This window comes from Corynebacterium sp. UMB6689 (assembly GCF_030215295.1).
Taxonomy (GTDB): domain Bacteria; phylum Actinomycetota; class Actinomycetes; order Mycobacteriales; family Mycobacteriaceae; genus Corynebacterium; species Corynebacterium aurimucosum.
The window spans coordinates 1-18,667 of the sequence record NZ_JASOLS010000023.1 but is presented as its reverse complement, the minus strand read 5'-3'; the positions used below and the strand labels follow the sequence as shown (position 1 = coordinate 18,667).

At 62.0% G+C, this 18,667-nt stretch carries 17 protein-coding genes, 1 tRNA gene and 1 other RNA gene; 9 read left to right on the top strand and 10 right to left on the bottom strand.

Going from position 1 to position 18,667, the window contains the following annotated elements; genetic code table 11:
- Nucleotides 1-173 precede the first annotated feature (173 nt).
- The 3 genes from QP363_RS11140 (at nt 174) to QP363_RS11130 (ending at nt 3,088) form a co-directional block, all read left to right on the top strand.
- On the top strand, nt 174-791 hold the full coding sequence (locus tag QP363_RS11140; RefSeq protein WP_284764619.1) for a DUF2786 domain-containing protein: 618 nt from the start codon (nt 174-176) through the stop codon (nt 789-791).
- Between the two features lie 61 nt (nt 792-852).
- Nucleotides 853-1,251, top strand: coding sequence for a hypothetical protein (locus QP363_RS11135; protein WP_284764618.1), 399 nt, complete (start codon nt 853-855; stop codon nt 1,249-1,251).
- Between the two features lie 109 nt (nt 1,252-1,360).
- Complete coding sequence (locus QP363_RS11130) at nt 1,361-3,088, top strand: CYTH and CHAD domain-containing protein (RefSeq protein WP_070447460.1); 1,728 nt, start codon at nt 1,361-1,363, stop codon at nt 3,086-3,088.
- A 159-nt stretch (nt 3,089-3,247) separates the two neighbouring features.
- Here QP363_RS11130 and QP363_RS11125 read toward each other — a convergent pair whose 3' ends face one another.
- Nucleotides 3,248-3,436, bottom strand: coding sequence for a hypothetical protein (locus tag QP363_RS11125; RefSeq protein ID WP_012715171.1), 189 nt, complete (start codon nt 3,434-3,436; stop codon nt 3,248-3,250).
- Nucleotides 3,437-3,583: 147 nt separating this feature from the next.
- Between QP363_RS11125 and QP363_RS11120 the strand changes: the two genes are divergently transcribed.
- Nucleotides 3,584-4,855, top strand: a complete 1,272-nt coding sequence (locus QP363_RS11120) for a galactokinase family protein (RefSeq protein ID WP_284764617.1) — start codon at nt 3,584-3,586, stop codon at nt 4,853-4,855.
- Here the strand turns inward: QP363_RS11120 and QP363_RS11115 are convergent.
- The 5 genes from QP363_RS11115 to QP363_RS11095 all read right to left on the bottom strand — a co-directional run bounded on the left by QP363_RS11115 (nt 4,852) and on the right by QP363_RS11095 (nt 9,472).
- Entirely contained in the window at nt 4,852-6,255 is a 1,404-nt protein-coding gene (locus tag QP363_RS11115) for an RNB domain-containing ribonuclease (protein WP_284764616.1), read from the bottom strand. The two genes, QP363_RS11120 and QP363_RS11115, sit on opposite strands and share 4 nt — an antisense overlap.
- A gap of 37 nt (nt 6,256-6,292) precedes the next feature.
- Nucleotides 6,293-6,725, bottom strand: an RNA gene (gene rnpB / locus QP363_RS11110) — RNase P RNA component class A.
- Nucleotides 6,726-6,740: 15 nt separating this feature from the next.
- Entirely contained in the window at nt 6,741-7,910 is a 1,170-nt protein-coding gene (locus QP363_RS11105) for a bifunctional RNase H/acid phosphatase (protein ID WP_284764615.1), read from the bottom strand.
- Nucleotides 7,907-8,623, bottom strand: a complete 717-nt coding sequence (locus tag QP363_RS11100) for a zinc ribbon domain-containing protein (RefSeq protein WP_284764614.1) — start codon at nt 8,621-8,623, stop codon at nt 7,907-7,909. The genes QP363_RS11105 and QP363_RS11100 overlap by 4 nt, the downstream gene beginning before the upstream one ends.
- Nucleotides 8,624-9,472, bottom strand: a complete 849-nt coding sequence (locus QP363_RS11095) for a Nif3-like dinuclear metal center hexameric protein (protein ID WP_284764613.1) — start codon at nt 9,470-9,472, stop codon at nt 8,624-8,626. It lies immediately after the preceding gene.
- Between the two features lie 103 nt (nt 9,473-9,575).
- On the opposite strand from QP363_RS11095, the gene QP363_RS11090 reads away from it, so the two are divergent.
- Nucleotides 9,576-10,067 carry a low molecular weight protein-tyrosine-phosphatase gene (locus QP363_RS11090; protein WP_070719523.1) on the top strand — a complete coding sequence of 164 codons (492 nt, stop codon included), beginning with the start codon at nt 9,576-9,578 and terminating at the stop codon, nt 10,065-10,067.
- Nucleotides 10,068-10,098: 31 nt separating this feature from the next.
- Complete coding sequence (locus QP363_RS11085; RefSeq protein WP_284764612.1) at nt 10,099-11,076, top strand: SURF1 family protein; 978 nt, start codon at nt 10,099-10,101, stop codon at nt 11,074-11,076.
- A gap of 857 nt (nt 11,077-11,933) precedes the next feature.
- Here the strand turns inward: QP363_RS11085 and QP363_RS11080 are convergent.
- Together QP363_RS11080 and QP363_RS11075 are read right to left on the bottom strand one after the other, a co-directional pair.
- Nucleotides 11,934-12,009 (bottom strand) — tRNA-Val (locus tag QP363_RS11080).
- Between the two features lie 113 nt (nt 12,010-12,122).
- The gene (locus QP363_RS11075) at nt 12,123-12,560 is read right to left on the bottom strand and encodes a DUF3052 domain-containing protein (protein WP_046647091.1); all 438 of its coding nucleotides are present in this window, start codon (nt 12,558-12,560) and stop codon (nt 12,123-12,125) included.
- A gap of 173 nt (nt 12,561-12,733) precedes the next feature.
- On the opposite strand from QP363_RS11075, the gene aceE reads away from it, so the two are divergent.
- Nucleotides 12,734-15,490: a pyruvate dehydrogenase (acetyl-transferring), homodimeric type gene (gene aceE, locus QP363_RS11070; RefSeq protein WP_201827677.1), complete on the top strand. Its 2,757-nt coding sequence runs from the start codon at nt 12,734-12,736 to the stop codon at nt 15,488-15,490.
- Nucleotides 15,491-15,705: 215 nt separating this feature from the next.
- Here aceE and QP363_RS11065 read toward each other — a convergent pair whose 3' ends face one another.
- Entirely contained in the window at nt 15,706-16,719 is a 1,014-nt protein-coding gene (locus tag QP363_RS11065; RefSeq protein ID WP_284764611.1) for an alpha/beta fold hydrolase, read from the bottom strand.
- Between the two features lie 26 nt (nt 16,720-16,745).
- Between QP363_RS11065 and QP363_RS11060 the strand changes: the two genes are divergently transcribed.
- Both QP363_RS11060 and QP363_RS11055 read left to right on the top strand, forming a co-directional pair.
- Entirely contained in the window at nt 16,746-17,048 is a 303-nt protein-coding gene (locus tag QP363_RS11060) for an acyl carrier protein (RefSeq protein WP_070719527.1), read from the top strand.
- On the top strand, nt 17,045-17,824 hold the full coding sequence (locus tag QP363_RS11055; RefSeq protein WP_070643980.1) for an HAD-IIA family hydrolase: 780 nt from the start codon (nt 17,045-17,047) through the stop codon (nt 17,822-17,824). Before QP363_RS11060 ends, QP363_RS11055 begins: the two co-directional genes overlap by 4 nt.
- A 3-nt stretch (nt 17,825-17,827) precedes the next feature.
- Here the strand turns inward: QP363_RS11055 and QP363_RS11050 are convergent, their stop codons facing one another.
- Nucleotides 17,828-18,307, bottom strand: coding sequence for a hypothetical protein (locus QP363_RS11050; RefSeq protein WP_284764610.1), 480 nt, complete (start codon nt 18,305-18,307; stop codon nt 17,828-17,830).
- Nucleotides 18,308-18,667: the final 360 nt, after the last annotated feature.

The window sequence follows — 18,667 nt, the reverse complement described above, 5'->3', positions numbered from 1 at the left end:
GAAGCCACGGAGAGAGTTTCTTCTTTTGCCCCCGCACCGACATGTATTAACCCAGTTGGCAAGAGTATCTCGGGGGCAAATTTTTTCGACTCCTCTGTCCCCTGTCGGCTTCACATGCTTGAATGGCCACACAACCGAACAGATGTACCCATAAAGAAGGATGAGGAACAGCCATGAACGCACAACACGCAACCCTGAGCCAGCGAGGAATCGAGCTCATTAGCCAAGCAGCCCAGCAAGGATGGTCGCCTAAAGACCTGCTCCATGTCCTGGGTAGTTTTTGCCACCCACTCATTTATCGCGCCGCCCCTCATGTTCCCGCACAGATTAGTTCCACTGCGCTGCGCAAGGAATGGTTGAGCATCACCCCGCCTGCCTCGATGACCATGTCTACCGATGACCTCATGCGACTTATTGAAGCAATCACTTTCCTGCCACCCCTTCGGGACGTTGAAGTGCTAGCGGCCCAACGAACCGACTCTCGGGCATCCCGCGACAGCAAGGAAGATAGGATCCGCGCCAAAATCTCTCATCTTTTGCGAAAAGCAGAATCCACTCCCTATGAAGAAGAAGCCAGCGCGCTCATCGCCAAAGCGCAGAGCCTGCAACAACGGCACCGCCTCGAGGAGACACTGACTAGTTCCTCGGACACGGTGGTATCCACACGCAATCCATATCAGCGCTCCCTATATCAACCACAAAACCACTCTGCTCAGCGTCATTGCGGATCGGAACGGATGCACCGCCCTCAGGCTGCATCCCAAAGGGATTGTCACCGTCATTGGCGCTGAAGAGGACGTTCACCACGTCACTGATCTTTTCGCCTCACTTCTACGGCAATGTGAATGGCATATGCACCACGGCGAACACGCCGAGAGTGCGCGCCAGCTTGGCAATGTGGCGTCTTTCCGCCGAAGCTTCATTCTGTCTTATGCCACCCGTATCGGTGAGTTATTGGAGGAAGCAAATTCAAAGCTGTTCTCCCACGACGTAGAAGGGACTGCTTCGGCACCAAGCGGCCCCAGCACTCGGCAAGACGAAATTACCCTGGCTCAGCAATCGCTATCGGCAGTCGAAGAACGCCGCCGCAACGCCGAAGCAGTGACTGATCGAATCTACCCCAATGCGCGCACCGTCTCCCTGACGGTGAGAAGCCACGCAGGAGTATCCGCCGGCGCATCAGCTGCAGAAAAGTCCCACTTGGGAGGTGATTCCTTGGGGCTTAACGGACGCCGCCAACTCACCTGCTAAGGACGATTAATGGCAGGCACATTTGCGTTACTAGCCAGGTAACCTAGAAGGCGGTACCGAGGTTTGATGCCTCCTTTTTATCAATTCGCTCCCCGACGAAGGTGTGTACATGTCTCCAAAGACGTTCCTTGAAATCGAAGCCAAGTTCGCCGTGGATGAGACCACCCCCATGCCGGATCTCACCCACCTCGATGAGGTTTCCCGTGTTGCAGAAACCCGCCACCACTCGTTGTCCGCGATTTACTACGACACCGAGGACCTCCGCCTTACCCACGCGAAGATCACGCTGCGACGTCGCACCGGCGGAAATGATGATGGCTGGCACATCAAGATTCCCGGTGCGGAAGGTCGCACTGAGATCCGCGCGGAACTCGGTGAGCCCATCGACGGCAAATACGAGGTTCCGGACGAGTTGCTCCACCAGGTCCGATCGGTCGTGCGCAACCAGCCTCTTGAGCCGATCGCACAGGTGGATAACAACCGCACCGAGTTGCTCCTCGTTGACGCAGACGAGCAACCAGTTGCTGAGTTCTGCGATGACCATGTCACCGCGTTCTCCTTCCTGCCGGGTGGTTCCCAGAACACGTGGCGCGAGTGGGAAGTAGAGCTCGCCGGGGACCTGCCAGGAAGCAAAGCAGGCAGCAAACTGCTGCGGCACGCCACGTCCCTATTGATCGGTTCTGGAGCTCGGGTTTCCTCCTCGCCGTCCAAGCTGAAGTCTGCATTGGGAGACTCCATCAACAACGTCGAGCTGCCTCCGGCCCTCGCCGCGTCCACTGTGGAGCCGGGCTCCCCCGCGGCGGCAGTCGTGGAGGCGCTGAAGGCTAATCGGGACAAGCTCGTCGAATTCGATCCGCGGGTTCGCCGGGATGAGTGGGATTCGGTGCACCAAATGCGTGTGGCTACCCGTGAATTGCGCAGCCACTTGCAGACCTTCCACGGCATTGTGGTGGGCCCTGAGATCAAGCGCATCGAGTCAGATCTCAAGGAGCTTGCGGCCATGCTGGGCGTTGCCCGTGATGCCGAGGTTGTGGAAGAACGTTGGCAGAATCTTCTCGCTTCCGAGGACTCCGATGTTCTCGATGACGCTACCCGCGAGCACATTGCGCATGACATGGGCCGTGCCTACCGCCGTGCGCATCGCCGAGTCATCGCCGCGCTCGATTCGGACCAATACCTAGCTCTGCTCGATGCACTGGACGCTTTCCTCGCCAACCCGCCGGTTGCCGGGGAAGACACCTCCGCTGACTCAGACAGCTCATCCGCGGATAGCGGAGCGGAAGACTCTGAAAGCGCCGAGTCGGCATCCACTGATTCCGCTCAGGAACAAGAAGCAGCACAAGACTACGAGCCGAAGCACGCCAAGTCTGATGAGGAAGCCGAGCCCCACGATCTCGACACGGTGATGGCCCTGCACCTCAAGCAGGCTTATGACAAGCTGGTCAAGCGCCACAAGAAGGCCGTCTCCAATTGGGATAACACCGAGCTGACGCTGCACGAGCGTGAGGAGTATTTCCACGATATGCGCAAGGCAGCGAAGAAGCTGCGCTATGCCGCGGAAGCTGCTGGGTCCGCTACCACGCTGAAGACGAAGAACCTCTACAAGGCCTGCAAGCAGATGCAATCTGTCTTGGGAGACTTCCAGGATTCGGTGACCTCCCGCGATAAGCTGCTCGAGTTGGCAGAAAGCGCACGCCGCCGTGGTGAGGACACCTTCGGCTATGGCCTTCTCTACCAGCGTGAGCGCATCATCGGATTGGAAGCACTCAACGCCTACTCGGATAGCTTCAAGGCCATCAAGTCTGCCTTCAAGCCGCTGCGCAAGAAGCTGCGCTAGCCGGCGGGGCTTTCCTCCGCTAGTCTTCCTGCGCTGCGAGGCAACAAGCAGAAGCGGCCCACACCTTCGCTCCCGTGCGGTGGTGTGGGCCGCTTCTGTTGAGCGGACTTCTTAAGTGGGTTTCTTAATCAGCCGTGCCGTTCTCGGCGGTGTGGTGCTTTAGTAATCGTCCTCGGCGGCGTCCTCAGCATCAGCTGCAGCGGTGCGTGCTTGCGCGATTTCGATGGCGCGCTCAGCCTCCTCACGGGAATCATAAGGTCCCATGCGGTTCTCCCAACCGGACACCTTGCCCTGGGATACCTCACCGGTGGACGGGTCATAGAACCACTTGTTATCGGCCTCAGCCATAATTTTCTCCATTCTATTCATCTCTCACTCAGTGCACCCCACACTACAGACCGCCTACGTACCATGCCCGTTAGAATAGATAGGTCACTTAGTCCTGCTGCTACTTCTTTGGCAGGATATCGCCACCAGCAAAGGAGAACCTTCCCGATGCCCCTGTGGACTGCCCCTTCGACCCCGGCCGTCGACCGCGTTCGCGCCGCACACCGCGAGAACGTGGGTGCTGAATCAGCACATGTCGCCAGCGCCCCCGCCACTTGGGCACTCATTGGCGAGCACATCGACCACTACGGCGGCATTGCCATCATGGGGCTTGCAGATATCCGCGCGGCAGCAGCTGTCAGCCCCCGCAGCGACGGACTCGTCAAGGTTCGCCTCGAGCACACCAATGGAGAGACCGTTAAAGACGAGATCTCCCTCGAACAGGTTTCTGCCCTCGCTGCACAACAGCAACCCGGCGTGGATTCTGAAGGCCAGCCCATCGAGCCCCCAGCACCCGAAGGCGCTATCGCGGCGCGCCTCGGCGGCATCATCTACACCATGATCAACCGCCAGCTTCTTACCCGCGAGACCGCTGGTGCCGATATCACCGTGGTCAACGACATCCCCGATTCAACTGGACTCGGCGCCGCAGCAGCCATCGACATCGCCACCGCTTTGGCGTTGCTCGGCACGGCGGATGATCTGCATGACGCCCCGCTGCGCGCCCGTATCGCAGAAGTCTGTTCCCAAGCGGTTGGCACCTTCGCGCGATTCCCTGCACTGCGCGCTCGTCACTCCGCTGCCCTGCGCGGCGCAGGTGATTCCATCACCATCATCGACTACGCCGATGGCTCCGTGACCCAGGCACCTCACATGATCAACAAGGACATTGCAGCCTTCGCCTTGGCCGTGCCCGGAAACGTGGATTCCGCTGAGGCCGTGACGGAGATTCGCGCCCGCGAGCGGTTCATCGACGCCGCCTGCCGCGCCTTCGGCACGCCGTCGCTGCGCTTGTTGCCGGATGCGCCCCAGCGCGTCCTTGAGTGGCTGGCCGCGGTCCACAAGGTGCACGGCACCGAGAACCAGCCGACCATCGCCCAAGCCACGGCTTGGCTGACCTTCTACTCGGAGGAAACTGAGCGCGCCGAAGGCATTGCTCGTGCTTTGCGTTCCCGCCGCGGCACCGAGCTCTTCCCGCTGCTCACACAGTCGCAGTCTGCCTTGGCCACCGTCTATGGTTTCAACTCCGCAGAAAAACTCGCGCAGCTGGCCACCGCCCGCGGTGCCGTCGCCTCACGCTCTGCTCACGCCGGCACATCCTCCGCCGTCATCGCCTACGTGCCGAGCGCTAGGGCCACAAACTTCGCGGCCGACTTGGCCGAGGACGGCCTGCTGGTCATTCCGCTTTCTGCCGGAAGCCCTGCAATCACCGAGGACTAATCTGCCGGCCAGGCGAAGAGCACATCGCGCTCCGCAACGTCGGCCTTCACCAAGGACACCATCGTTTCCTTGCCGGTCTCTGGGTGGCCTACGGCCTGCCCAATCACCGGTGGGTCCAGCACGAAGAGCCGTGCTTTCTCGCGCTTTGGCCCACCATCAACCACGACGGCCTCGAAGTTGGTGCCAACCCACGGCGCCAAGACGGTCGCCTCCGTGAGGTTCAAGCACGCCTTATCCACCTGGGAGGCCAACTGCGATGTTGAGCGCATCGTGGACATGATATCCCCGGCGCGCTCGCGCACCCACTGCGGAACCTCGTAGCCACCGCTCAGCGCCAAGCAGACCTCCGTGGCGAAGCGGTCGACAAGCCTCCGCAGCGGGGCGGTCACGTGCGCATAGTAGCCGCCGATTCCCGCGTGCACGTCCGCTTGGCCATCTTCGAGCCACACGTAGTCCGCACCCCGCAAAAGCCGCTGGGCCTCACGCATCACCGCCATCCCGCGTGGTGAATCCGCATCCACGGAATGGAGGAATTCCGAGATGCTGCGCTCCCCCAGCTCGAAGCCCAGCGCTTCCGCTTCCGAGCGAAAAGTTGCCTCGGCCTCCGGGGTGGCCGCAGATAGGGTGCGCAGGAAACCAACTCCGTGTTCTTCCATCAACCGCCCCGCACACATTCCGGTAAGCAAGGAAATCTCCGAGTTATAGTCCATCACCTCGTGACGCGGCTCCATCACCAGCTCGTAGTGCCCTTCTTCCCCATCGCTGCTTTCAGATACGCGCTGCGAAGGAAGGCGCAGGTTGATCGCCTCGCGGCGCAGCGAGGAGGCCTGGCGTAGCTTTCCTACTTCCGGCAGCAAGGCGATGGAGGAATGCAGCGCACCATTCTCCAAGTCCTTATGGACCTGGTCATAGTCCAGCCGCGCGCGGCTGCGCACGAGTGCGCGCTCCACGGAGAAGTCCTCCACCTCACCCGCAGTGTCGAGGTCGAAGGTCCAGAGGACGGCGGGACGGTCGACGTCGGCAAGCAGCGAAGCCCGGTCCTCAGACAGCTCCGCCGGGTGCAGCCGCGCTGGCTCATCGGGCAGGTAGATGGTCTGGCCGCGCTTTAAGGATTCTGTCTCTAACTCGGAGCCCGGCTCGATGAAAGCGGCGACATCCGCGATGGCATAGAGCACACGGTAGCCGCCATCTCGGGCCTCAATAAACACGGCCTGGTCCAGGTCCTTGGAGCCGGCTGGGTCGATGGTCACCAACGGGATCTCCCGGGCGTCGCGGCGCTGCTCGGCATAGCGGTCCTGAGCGGACGCGGCTTGGGCGGTGACCTCCTCTGGGAAGTCGGTAGGAACAGAAAACTCCTCAGCGATGGGCCGAAAGTCCAAGGGCGCGGCATACAGTTTCATGCCGCCCCATTGTTCCAAAAAATAAAAGTGTAGGGCGCGAATGAGCCAACCTATAAGCCGGATTCTGTGCCGCGCGCGTGGCGCGGTGGCAAACATCCATCCAGGCCAACCGTTGCCAGTTGGCTCAAGCAGCTACCTTCAGGCTTCGGCGAGCAACCTACTAACGCCTGATCGGGCCCGCTAGCGTGGCGGGCCATGATGCCTTGCTCCCAGTGGGGTTTACCCAGCCACCGCCATCGCTGACGGTGCTGGTGCGCTCTTACCGCACCCTTTCACCCTTACCGCTTACCCCACGCCGCGCCGGAGCGAAGCGAAGGGCGCGGCGGTCTACTTTCTGTTGCACTTTCCCGCGGGTCACCCCGGGTTGCTGTTAGCAACCACCGTGCTCTGTGGAGTCCGGACTTTCCTCGGCCCGCGCCTAGTCCCATAACGGAACCGGTTCGACGGAACGCGTTTGCCCGGTCGGCTCATTCGCGCCTGTTAGTTTATCGCAGCGCGCCCAGATGCCCCACATCGTTGAAACGGTGCAGGGTGCTGCCGCCGTCGAAGAATTCAACCTCACTCACAGAAGCCAGCTCTAAGAAGAGGTGGTTGGGTGTTTGCGGTCCGGAATCAAGCGCCTGGCGCACGAAGGACTTGATGGGGTTGACGTGGGAAACCACGAGAACGGTCTGCCCCGCGTAGCGCTGCTGCAACTTACGGCGCGCAGCACTGACGCGGCGGTGCACGGCGCGCAGGGACTCCCCGCCCGGGCAGGCCACGGACGTATCCTTCAGCCAGCGCGCGTGAAGCTCGGGGTCGGCGGCGTCGGCTTCAGCAAAGGTCTTGCCCTCCCAGCGTCCAAAGTCCACCTCAATGAGGTCCTCGACGGTTTCCACACGCAGGTCACGGCCCTTAACCACGGCCGCGGCCGTCTGCTGGCAGCGGCGCAACGGCGAGCACACCACGGCATCGATGTGGGTATCGGCCAAGGCTTGGGCAGCGGCGAGCGCTTGCTTCTTGCCCAACTCAGTCAACTCGGGGTTCGCGAGCCCGGAGTATTGCTTGGCGGCGGACATCGCCGTCTGCCCGTGGCGCAGCAGGATGAAGCGGGTGGCCGGGCCACACTCGGGGCGCCAGTCGGCCGCGGTTGAGGACGCCGTGCTTGGCGACGTCTCCCCTGCCTCCCCACTGCCCGCAGCATCGAGAGCAGCGTCCGCTTCAGTGGCGTCGCCGGCACCCATGTCGAGGATGCCCACGGGCTCGCCCTTCGCGGCGGCATCCATGGCGACGTTGGACAGCTCATCGGCCACCGAGTTCTTGGCGCGCGGTACCCACTCGAGGCTGAAGCGCGGAATCTGGTTGAGCAGGCGGCGCGCCTCGATGGCGAGCTTTTGCATGTCCGGGTGCTTGATCTTCCAGCGCCCGTTCATCTGCTCCACCACGAGCTTGGAGTCCATATAAAACTCCACCTCGTCTGCGCCCAGCTCCACCGCGGCCTCAAGGCCGCGCAGCAGGCCGTGGTATTCGGCCACGTTATTGGTGGACTTCTGGCCCACGACGTAGGCGATTTCTTTGAGCAGCTGCGAGCGGTCCTCGTTGTAGACCGCCGTGCCAGAACCGGCTATCCCGGGGTTGCCGCGGGAGCCGCCGTCAGCGAAGATGACTAGCTTCATGAGGCCGGGCGCACCAGGTAGGAGCCGCAATCGGAGCACTGCGGAAGCTCGTCGGCCGCCGCGTTGCGCACTGCGTTCTGCTCGGCCGGCGGCAACACGATGAAGCAGCCGCCGCAAGCGCGGCCGGTGAAGGCCGCGGCCCCCACACCGTTTTCTTCGCGCACGGTTTCGTATTCTTCCAGGACATCCGCGGGCAGCTGCTCGCGCAGCTCGCCGATGCGCACCTGTGGGTCGGGGCGGTTCGCCGCAGCCTCCTGGGCGGCCTCGGCCGCGCGCTTGAGGACTTCGAGCTTGCGCTCGGAATCGGAGACCTTTGCGCCGTGGACGTCCAGGTTGGCGCGCAGGGCGTGGATTTCGTTGTGGGCTTCCTGCAGCTCGCTCATGAGATCCGCGATACGGGACTTGGCCGCGTAGAGATCGTGCTCCAGATCCTTGCGGGTCTCCGGGTCGGTCGCGGCGCCGAGCTGTGCCTTATCGTCGCGCTCGCGCTGGCGCAGCTTGCGCTCATCGGCCTGGATGCGCAGGATCTCCATCTCCATGTCATCGACGGCGAGCTGGGCGGAGCCGGAGGCGTCGACAAGCCGGGCGTGTGCGGCCTGAGCCTTCTCGTATTCCTCTTGCTCCGGGATGGTGGTAGTTCCACCGTGCGCCTGGGAGCGCTCGAGGGTCGCCAGCTCCAGCAAGATGCTCTGCAGATCCTGTGACAGTTTCATTTAGTTCTCCTTATGCGCAGAAATCGTCCATGGGTCGGTGCGGACATCGATGATCTCGGTGTTCACGCGCAATGCGGTTTCCACAATATCGCGTGCCTGGGTGGTCCAGGGAAATTCGCTGGCCCAGTGAGCGGTATCGACCACGGCTGGGCCCTCCGGCTCCGCCAGGTGCGCGGCGCGCAGGTGCTCATCCACCGGGTGGTGGCGCAAATCGGAGGTGACGTAGACGTCCACTCCGAGCGCGGCCGCCTGGTCCAGGAAAGAGTCCCCCGAACCGCTGGAGACGGCCACGCGCTTGACCATCCGCTCCGGGTCGCCAGCGGCGCGCACTCCCCATTCAGTTTCCGGGAGGGCATCGGCCACGCGCTGGGTGAATTCGCGCAGAGTCACCGGCTCCTCCAACTCGCCCACGCGCCCCAACCCTAAGGCCTCGTCGAGGTTCTCATAGGGCTCCACCGGGACGATGGGGCGCCCAGGCTTGATTCCGACGAGCTCAGCCAGCTTGTCGTTGACACCCGGGCGTGCTTTATCCGCGTTGGTGTGCGCGGCCAACAGGGCCACGCCGTTGCGGATGAGAGTGTGAATGACCTTGCCCTTCGGGGTATCCGCCGCCACCGAGGTCACCCCGCGCAGAAGCAGCGGGTGATGCACCACGAGCATCTGCGCGCCGAGTTCCACAGCTTTGTCTGCCACCTCCTGGGTGCAGTCCAGAGCGAAAGCCACGATGCTCACCTCATCCGTGGGGTCGCCGCATACCAGGCCAACGGCATCCCAGGGCTCGGCCAGATGCGGCGGGTAAGCCTCGTGGATTACGCGGCGGATTTCGCCAACGGTCGTGTGTTCTGCCATCTCCTATGCTCCTTATACGGCTTGAGGTTTCACGTCAGTCGCGTCGCTGCTATATCCTAGCTTTCGTTCGCCAGCGCACCCCTCTAGCTTAAGGAGCCTTTGCATGACGCCTCCGGAGAACTCCAACCAGCTCCACATCGTCTTCGTATGCACGGGCAATATTTGCCGCTCACCAATGGCGGAAATCATTACCCGCGATGCCATGGAGACCGACATGCTCGATCTCCTCGCGCGCGTAGATTCCTGCGGCCTCGGCGGCTGGCACGTGGGCCAGGGCGCGGATGAGCGCGCCGTTGCTGAACTGCGCCGCGGCGGCCACGATGGTGCCGGCCACCAGGCTGCCCAGCTGGGCGAAGAGCACATGGACGCGGATCTCTTCGTGGCCATGGACACCGGCCACCGCGATGCCCTCCTAGATCGCGGCATCCCACAGGAGAAGGTGCGCCTCATGCGCAGCTTCGATCCGAATTCCCCGGAGGATGCCAGCGTAGAGGATCCTTTCTACGGCACGGAGGAGGATTTCGCCCGCACCCGCGAGGAGATTGATGCCGCCGTTCCCGGCCTACTCGAGTGGATTAAGACGAACCACGGCTAGATAATTCTTTGCGGCTACTAGACTGATCATCATGCTCAAGACATTCCTCAAGCCTGGGTGGGTGCTCTTTCTCATCTTCGTCGTCGCCTTTTCCTATTTCTCTTTCACGGTGCTGGCACCGTGGCAGCTAAATAAGGACGATCAGATTGTGGAGCGCAACCACCTCATTGAGGAGGCCTATGAGGCCGACCCCCAACCGGTCACCGAGGTTTTTTCGGCGGATGGTTCCTTGCACAAGGAGTGGGAGCGCGCGGAGCTAACTGGCCACTACCTCCCGGAGGATGAGGTTCTCCTGCGCTTGCGCCCGGTGGAGTCCGCCCCGGGCTTCCAGTCACTGGTTCCCTTTGAAACCGAATCCGGCGAGACCTTCTTGGTCAACCGCGGCTGGGTGCCTACGGATGAGGGCAATTCTGTGCCCCACATCGATCCGGCGCCCAGGGACAAGGTGACCATCGTGGGCATGGCGCGCTACAACGAGCGCGAGCACTCCTCCGCCCCCATTGAGGAGCAGGGATACACACAGGTCTACTCCATCAATACGGAGCAGATAGCAGAGCTTGTCGACGTCCCCCTCGCCCACGACTACCTCCAGCTCTCCCCCGAGCAACCAGGTGAGCTTCATGCGCTGCCGGTGCCGAAGTTGGACCGCGGCAATCACCTCTCCTATGGCTACCAATGGATTGCCTTCGGCATCATGGCGCCGCTGGGCTTTGCCTACTTCGTGTGGTCCGAGATTCGGGAGCGCCGCCGGGCCCGCGAGGAGGAAGCCCTGATGGCCGAGGCCACCGCGGCCGCCACCAGTGCTGGCTCCCCCGATGCGTCCGCAGACGTCGATATCTCCGAGCACGAGGAGCCTGCGAGCGAGCACCCCGAAGCCACAGCGCCTTCTGCCTCAGGACCAAGACCGGCGGCTGGAACGCAGCCTTCCCGCCGCTCCCGCTCGCGCTATGGCTCCGCCAAGCCGGACTTCTACGAGAAGATCCGCGAGCGCGGTCAGGAACGCTTCTAGCCTCGGCCCCCAAAGGGGACGATCATGAACGCGATTGCGTGGACGTGAGAAGCGACCGAAACCGAGATTTCCGAGATTGCCGGCTTTCTAAACATGGAGATTGCCGACAGTATTCTTGAAGCCGCTGGCTGCACCGCTGAGAACTGCATTCCCAACTGGGGCGAAGACATGGGCCTGACCCCGGAAAGTAGACACGTCGGGGGTTAGGCCCGATCGACACTCCCCACTAGAGCAAAAAGCATCTTTCACCCAAGCGCAAAGGCTTCCTTCTCATTCACGCGCGACCCTACTAAATATGGGTCAATGCGGATACCGATGCACCTTCCTGTGCTCGAACCAGGCCCAAATCAAAGAAGCCAAGAACAACAGTGGCGTAACCCACGCCAGACGATGCCACCAATGTGCTCCAAAGTATGATTCATCAGCACTTAGTCCTGCTAGATAATTGATTACAAGCGTTGCGATGAACAGCACTACAACGACAGTAACGCTCGACCAGTAGGCTGCGCTTTTCTGTTTACGCGTCAATGCCATCCTCCTCAATACATGTTTGCTGTTTTAGCGCGGGTTTGTGTGGTTAGTAGTCTCCCCCACCCGGATTACATCGTTCGGCCATTGTTCTAGGAAGCTTCACATTTGAGGTATACCCTAACCGAACACTAATTCCGGAACCATACCAAGTGTTCGCTAGGGTTAAACCCTGACCAAACCCCCGAACGCCAACACACCCAACTCAAAGCAGCCGGAGCAGTCCGCATCTACGCCGACCGCCAAAGCGGCCTTCGCCCTAGAGCACCCGCGGGCAACCGCCGAGCACGACGAAACCCCTCTCCGACTTAACGGAAAGGGGTTTCATTTGGTGCGGCCTGAGGGGATCGAACCCCCGACCTACTGGGTGTAAACCAGTTGCTCTTCCAGCTGAGCTAAAGCCGCAGTACACTTGGTGTGCTCGAACAAGATTAGCCCATAGGCACCCGCAGCAACAAATCAGGGTGTGATTCGACGCCGCGAATGCCGCCTGAGCAGGTATATCCTGCGGTTATTCTTTAGGGCTTCTTGGTGTAGCCGCGGGCCACGAGGCAGGAACCCTGCCACTCGCCGAGGCGCTCAGCCTTGGTCTGTACGAGGCCGGCCAGCTGTGCGGATTCGGAGATCTCACCCGGCTCCAGGTTGCCCGGCTTTCCAGCACCCGGGGTCAGCAGCCAGATGCGGCCGGAATCGCCCAGGGGACGGGTGGCATCCACCAGCCCATCGACCAAGTCGCCGTCCTCCGCGCGCCACCACAGCAGCACGAGGTCACACAGCTCGTCGGTCTCCTCCTCGAGGAAGTCCTCCCCCAACACGTCCTCGATGGACTCAGAAATCGTGGAGTCACAGTCCTCGTCCCAGCCAAGTTCTAGGGCAATCTGGCCCTCCTCGATACCGAGCTTGGCTGCAAATCCCGTCACTCGCTGAGTTCCTTCCGATGAAGTAGTTGATGTCATGCAGAGTATTTTAACGTCTACGGTGCACTTTTTCGCGTCGAACCGCCCCCGATCTCGCCCAGAGGTGGACATTTTCCCTCATAAAACCACCCGTGGGGGCCTCCGAGTGCCCCACCGCGAAAGAGGCGCGTATCCTAGAGCAAGATCTGTGTACTACGACCCAGGAGGATTTAATGGCCGACTTGGACGCCCACAACGGCGACTCCAACTTTCCCATCGTTCGCGATGGCGTGGCAGCATACCTGCATGACTCCGACCCGGAGGAGACCCGCGAGTGGATGGACTCCCTCGATGGTCTTCTAGATTCTTCCGATCCGGAGCGCGCCCGCTACCTCATGCTGCGTCTTCTTGAGCGCGCTACCGCTAAGCGCGTGCCGTTGCCGTCCCTGACGTCCTCGGATTTTGTTAACACCATCCCCACCTCCCTCGAGCCGGAGTTCCCGGGCGATGAGGAGTTGGAGAAGCGCTACCGCCGCTGGATCCGCTGGAACGCGGCCATCATGGTACACCGCGCGCAGCGCCCAGGCATTGGCGTCGGCGGACACATCTCGACCTACGCTGGCGCTGCCCCGCTGTATGAGGTGGGTCTGAACCACTTCTTCAAGGGCAAGGACGATCCCTCCGGCGGTGACCAAGTTTTCTTCCAGGGTCACGCTTCCCCGGGTGTCTACGCCCGCGCCTTCATGGAGGGCCGCCTGAGCGAGGAGGACCTCGACGGCTTCCGCCAGGAGCACTCCCGCGGCGAGGGCAATGGCCTGCCTTCTTACCCGCACCCGCGCCTGATGCCGGACTTCTGGGAATTCCCCACTGTGTCCATGGGCCTTGGCCCGATCAACGCCATTTACCAGGCACGCTTCAACAAGTACCTGGAGAAGCGCGGCATTAAGGACACTTCCAAGCAGCACGTCTGGGCCTTCCTGGGTGACGGCGAGATGGATGAGCCGGAGTCCCGCGGTCTGCTGCAGATGGCTTCCCTCTATGAGCTGGATAACCTGACCTTCGTGGTCAACTGCAACCTGCAGCGTCTCGATGGTCCGGTGCGCGGTAACACCCAGATCATTCAGGAGCTGGAGTCCTTCTTCCGCGGTGCCGGCTGGTCCGTCATCAAGATTGTCTGGGGCCGTGGCTGGGACAAGCTGCTAGAAGCCGATAAGGACGGCGCCCTGGTCAACATCATGAACACCACCTCCGATGGTGACTACCAGACCTTCAAGGCGAACGACGGTGCCTACGTGCGCGAGCACTTCTTCGGCCGCGATGAGCGCACGCTCAAGCTGGTGGAGGACATGTCCGATGATGAGATTTGGGCACTACGCCGCGGTGGCCACGACTACCGCAAGATCTACGCTGCATACGACAAGGCGTTGAGCTACGCGGGCACCGGCCGCCCGACGGTCATCCTGGCCCACACCATTAAGGGCTACGGCTTGGGCCACAACTTCGAGGGCCGCAACGCTACCCACCAGATGAAGAAGCTGACGCTGGAGGATCTCAAGCTCTTCCGCGATAAGCAGGGCATCCCGATCAGCGATGAGCAGCTCGAGGCCGATCCGTACCTGCCGCCGTACTACCACCCGGGCAAAGATGCTCCGGAGATCAAGTACATGCTGGAGCGTCGTAAAGAGCTGGGCGGCTTCCTGCCGGAGCGCCGTGAGAACTTCGAGACTCTGACAACCCCAGACCTGTCCAAGCTGCGCTCGGTACGCAAGGGTTCCGGCAAGCAGGACGTGGCCACGACCATGGCGCTGGTGCGTACCTTCAAGGAGCTCATGCGCGACAAGGAGCTGGGCAAGCGCGTCGTGCCGATCATCCCGGATGAGGCCCGCACCTTCGGTATGGACTCGTGGTTCCCCACCCTGAAGATCTGGAACCCGCGCGGCCAGAACTACGTTCCGGTGGACCACGACCTCATGCTCTCCTACCGCGAGGCCACGGACGGCCAGATTCTGCACGAGGGCATTTCTGAGGCCGGTGCCGCAGCGTCCTTCACTGCGGCGGCTACTTCCTACGCCACCCAGGGCGAGGCGATGATCCCGCTGTACATCTTCTACTCGATGTTCGGCTTCCAGCGCACCGGTGATGCCTTCTGGGCTGCTGGCGACCAGCTGGGCCGCGGCTTCATCATCGGCGCTACCGCCGGCCGCACCACCCTGACCGGTGAGGGCCTGCAGCACATGGACGGCCACTCCCCAATCTTGGCGTCGACCAACCCGGCTGTGGAGGTCTACGACCCAGCCTTCGGCTACGAGATTGCGCACCTGGTCCCCCGCGGTATCGAGCGCATGTACGGCGAGGACAACGAGCCAATCATGTACTACATCACCGTGTACAACGAGCCGGTCAAGCAGCCTGCCGAGCCGGAGAACCTCGATGTCGAGGGCCTGCACAAGGGCATCTACCACTACAACACCGCTGAGTCCGGCTCCATCCCTGCCAACATCCTGGCCTCCGGTGTGGGTATGTACGAGGCTCTGCGCGCCCAGGAGATCCTGGCTGAGAACTACGACGTCAAGGCTTCGCTGTTCTCCGTCACGTCCTGGGTCAAGCTGGCTCGCGACGGTGCTGCCCGCAACCAGGAGGCGCTGCGCAAGGGCACGGAGCCGACCGAGGCTTTCGCTACCTCCCAGCTCAAGAGCTTCGAGGGACCGTTCGTCGGCGTCTCCGACTTTGCCACGGACCTGCAGGAGCAGATTCGCCCCTACGTCCCGGGTGAGTACATCGTCCTGGGCGCAGACGGCTTCGGCTTCTCCGACACCCGTGAGGGTGCTCGCCGCTACTTCAACATCGACGCCGAGTCCATCGTCGTCGGCGTCCTCGAGGGCCTCGCCCGCGAAGGCAAGGTGGAGCGCAGCACCGTAGAGAAGGCGGCCCGCGAGCTGAAGCTCGACGACCCGACCGCCACCGTCTCCACGTCCTCCGATGAGGACTAAGGCTAGAGCTTAAGGCCTCAAGCCCCTTCTGCCTGAGCAGGAGGGGCTTTCTCATGCTCAACTCATGTTCCAGCCCAGGGGCAACTGCCCTTGTTGCCAAAGTTCTGGCCAGATCTTGAATCAGAGGCTATAACTTTGGCAGAACGGGCAGTTCGACCACCACAGGAGGCTCAGCCAACGCCGATAAAAGGCTCAGCAGCCATCAGCGGCGAGGACTAGTTGCCGAGCACGCGATCGAGGACCCTGCCCAAAGCCTTAGAGACCTCGCTAGGCTCTTCCAGGATGACCATGTGGCCGGCGCCATCGATGACGGTCAGGGTAGAGTCCGGCCAGTGGCGGGCAATGACCTCCGATTGGCGGCGCGGGGTCACAATGTCATGCTGGCCCACCACGATTTCCCCCGGCACGCTGCGCAGCCGCGCCGTTGCACCGAACTCGGAGTGCTCTACTAAGTCATCGAAGAAGCCCGCGTAGCTCGACATCGGAGTATCCAGCAGCATCGCCACGTGGAATTGCAGCTTGTCCATCTGCGGGAAGCCCTGCAACAGTGCCGCAAACACTGGGGCGATGAGTGCTGCTGCCTCGAAGCGCACGCGGTTGAGCCGGTTCGGCAGCTTCAGGCAAGCGCGGTAGACCATGCCCAGCGTCTTCGATTCCAAGATGCGAGCCGCGCCAGCGGCGGCAAAACGCTGCATCGAGGTGGCCACCAGCGCCATTCCTTCGACGCGATCAAAGACATCCCGCGGGGCGCGGCGTAATAAATTCAGCGCGATCATCCCGCCCATGGAATGCCCGAGGAGGACCAAGGGCCCCTCGGTGGCGCGCTCGGAAATCACGGCCAGCACGTCATCGGCCGCGCCCCGCACCGTGCACTGCGCGGGGGCGACGTGGGTGGATTGGCCGTGGCCGCGGACATCGACAAGCAGGCAGCGCACCGTTGGATAGTTACGGCGCACGTCGTTGACCTGGGAGTAGAAGCTCTCAGCAGACAGGCAATAGCCGTGGATGAAAACCGCGGTGACCTCCGCATCCTCAGGGCCCACCTCATACCAGGCCACGCGCACGCCGTCGTTATCCACGAAGCCCGAGTCGCTCACTCCTGTCAGCCCTGGCTTTGTTGTGAGATCATGCAGATCGTTGTGGACGGTGTGCTCGACGGCGCGCATGCGGGGGCGAACCCGGCGCGACCAGCTGCGGGCGATGGCGGAGGAACGTGCTCGAATAACCATGACATTTCAATACTAGACTGGGCCCCATGGCTAATGACCTTTCAGCGCAACTCCAAGCCCGCTTCGGCTCCGCGCCGGCAGAAGAGAAGGATTCTGCCCCCGCCGGCGACGCCTATAGCGAGCTCACCCGCCTCATCACAAAGGTGACCGGCGTGGAGGAAGGCCTGGAGCGCGAAGCGAAGTTGGAGGACCTGGGGGTTGAATCACTCGAGCGCATCGAATTAGCCGTGCGCCTCGAGGAAGCCTGCGGGGTCCGCCTTAATGAAGAAACCATGCTCTCCGTGACCACGGTGGGCGAACTTGCTGAGTATGTGGAGGAACACTCGTGATTTCTTATCTTTCGGACATGGACGGCGTCCTCATCAAGGAAGGGGAGATGATTCCCGGCGCGGATAAATTCATCCAAGCGCTGAAGGATAACAACATCGAGTACATGGTTCTGACTAATAACTCGATGTCCACCCCGCGGGACCTGTCCGCGCGCCTGCAGAACACCGGTTTGGATATTCCGGCGGAGCGCATCTGGACCTCCGCGACGGCCACGGCGGCTTTCCTCTCCAACCAGGCGGGGCTGTCCACGGCTTATGTCGTGGGCGAGTCTGGGCTGACCACCGCGCTGCACGAGGCCGGCTGGATTCTCAACGACCGGGACGCGGATTTCGTGGTCTTGGGTGAGACCCGCACGTATTCTTTTGAAGCCATCACCACGGCAATCAATCTCATCCGCGACGGCGCGCGGTTCATTGCCACCAACCCGGACGTTACGGGCCCGGCCCCGCAGGGCGTGCTGCCAGCCACGGGTGCTGTCGCGGCACTCATCACCGCGGCGACCAACCGCGAACCTTATTACGTGGGCAAGCCCAACCCGGTCATGATGCGCAGCGCGTTGAATAACATTGGCGCGCACTCGGAGAACACCGTGATGATCGGTGACCGCATGGATACCGACGTCAAGTCTGGCCTGGAGGCCGGCATGCGCAGCATCCTGGTGCGCTCCGGTATCAGCGATGACCGCATCATCGAGCGCTATCCTTTCCGCCCGACACGCATCATTGACTCCGTGGCGGACCTGCCGGAGCGCATCCTCGATCCCTTCGCGGACTAGGCCTTAGACCGCGCGCTTGACGACGCCCCGGAAACCGTACTCCCCTGCCAGCATCTCCACCGCGCGGCCCAGCGCTTCCAATTCGCTGGGCGTTCCGGTGAGCACTTGTTGGCAGCCGATTCCGGTGCAACCTGCGTTGGCGGTTTCCCCTTTAACTACGTTGTCGGCATCCGTCGTTATCGTGTTGTCGGCATTCATGCTGACAACGTCCCACAGTGGGTCGCGACGCCAGCGGGTGCACCACTGGGCGGTCAGCGGGTCATCGCCGGGGACGATGAATTCGCTTTCACTGCGAATACAGCGCGCCATGGCGCGCTCGATGGCAGGACGCAGGCTGCGCGGCATGCCTGAGATCTCCAGCACGGCTGTGCAGACCTCACCGCAGGCACGGTTGGGCCAACTATCCGCCGGGCTACCAAGTGGGGTGGCTGAAGCGGCCGGCACGGCGGCACCGGCCAGCTGCGGGTGAACGCGTTGATTCACTCCTTAAACTCCTTTGACGTGCGAGTGATGGCACGCCGGCATGCGCCGACGCAAGACGAGCTTCGTCTTCCCCTACGAACTTGTCTTCATCACGTCACTCGCGCCGAGGCGCGAACACCGCCTGGTGTGGCCGCAGTATGTGGCCACGCGGTGCGTCGTTGTGTGACCACAATTTTCCCCTGCCACTTGGGCCACAACAACCCTCAACCTGCACTTAAGCCCCCACAGCCTCAACAAAGACTTGAGACTTCTACCCCGAAATTCACCCCACGAATCACTTGAGCCACACAAGTTAACGCACGCACCATGCGCGCGTTGTCATCACAGCCCTCCCACTACCCCCGTCGCGGCGCACCGAAG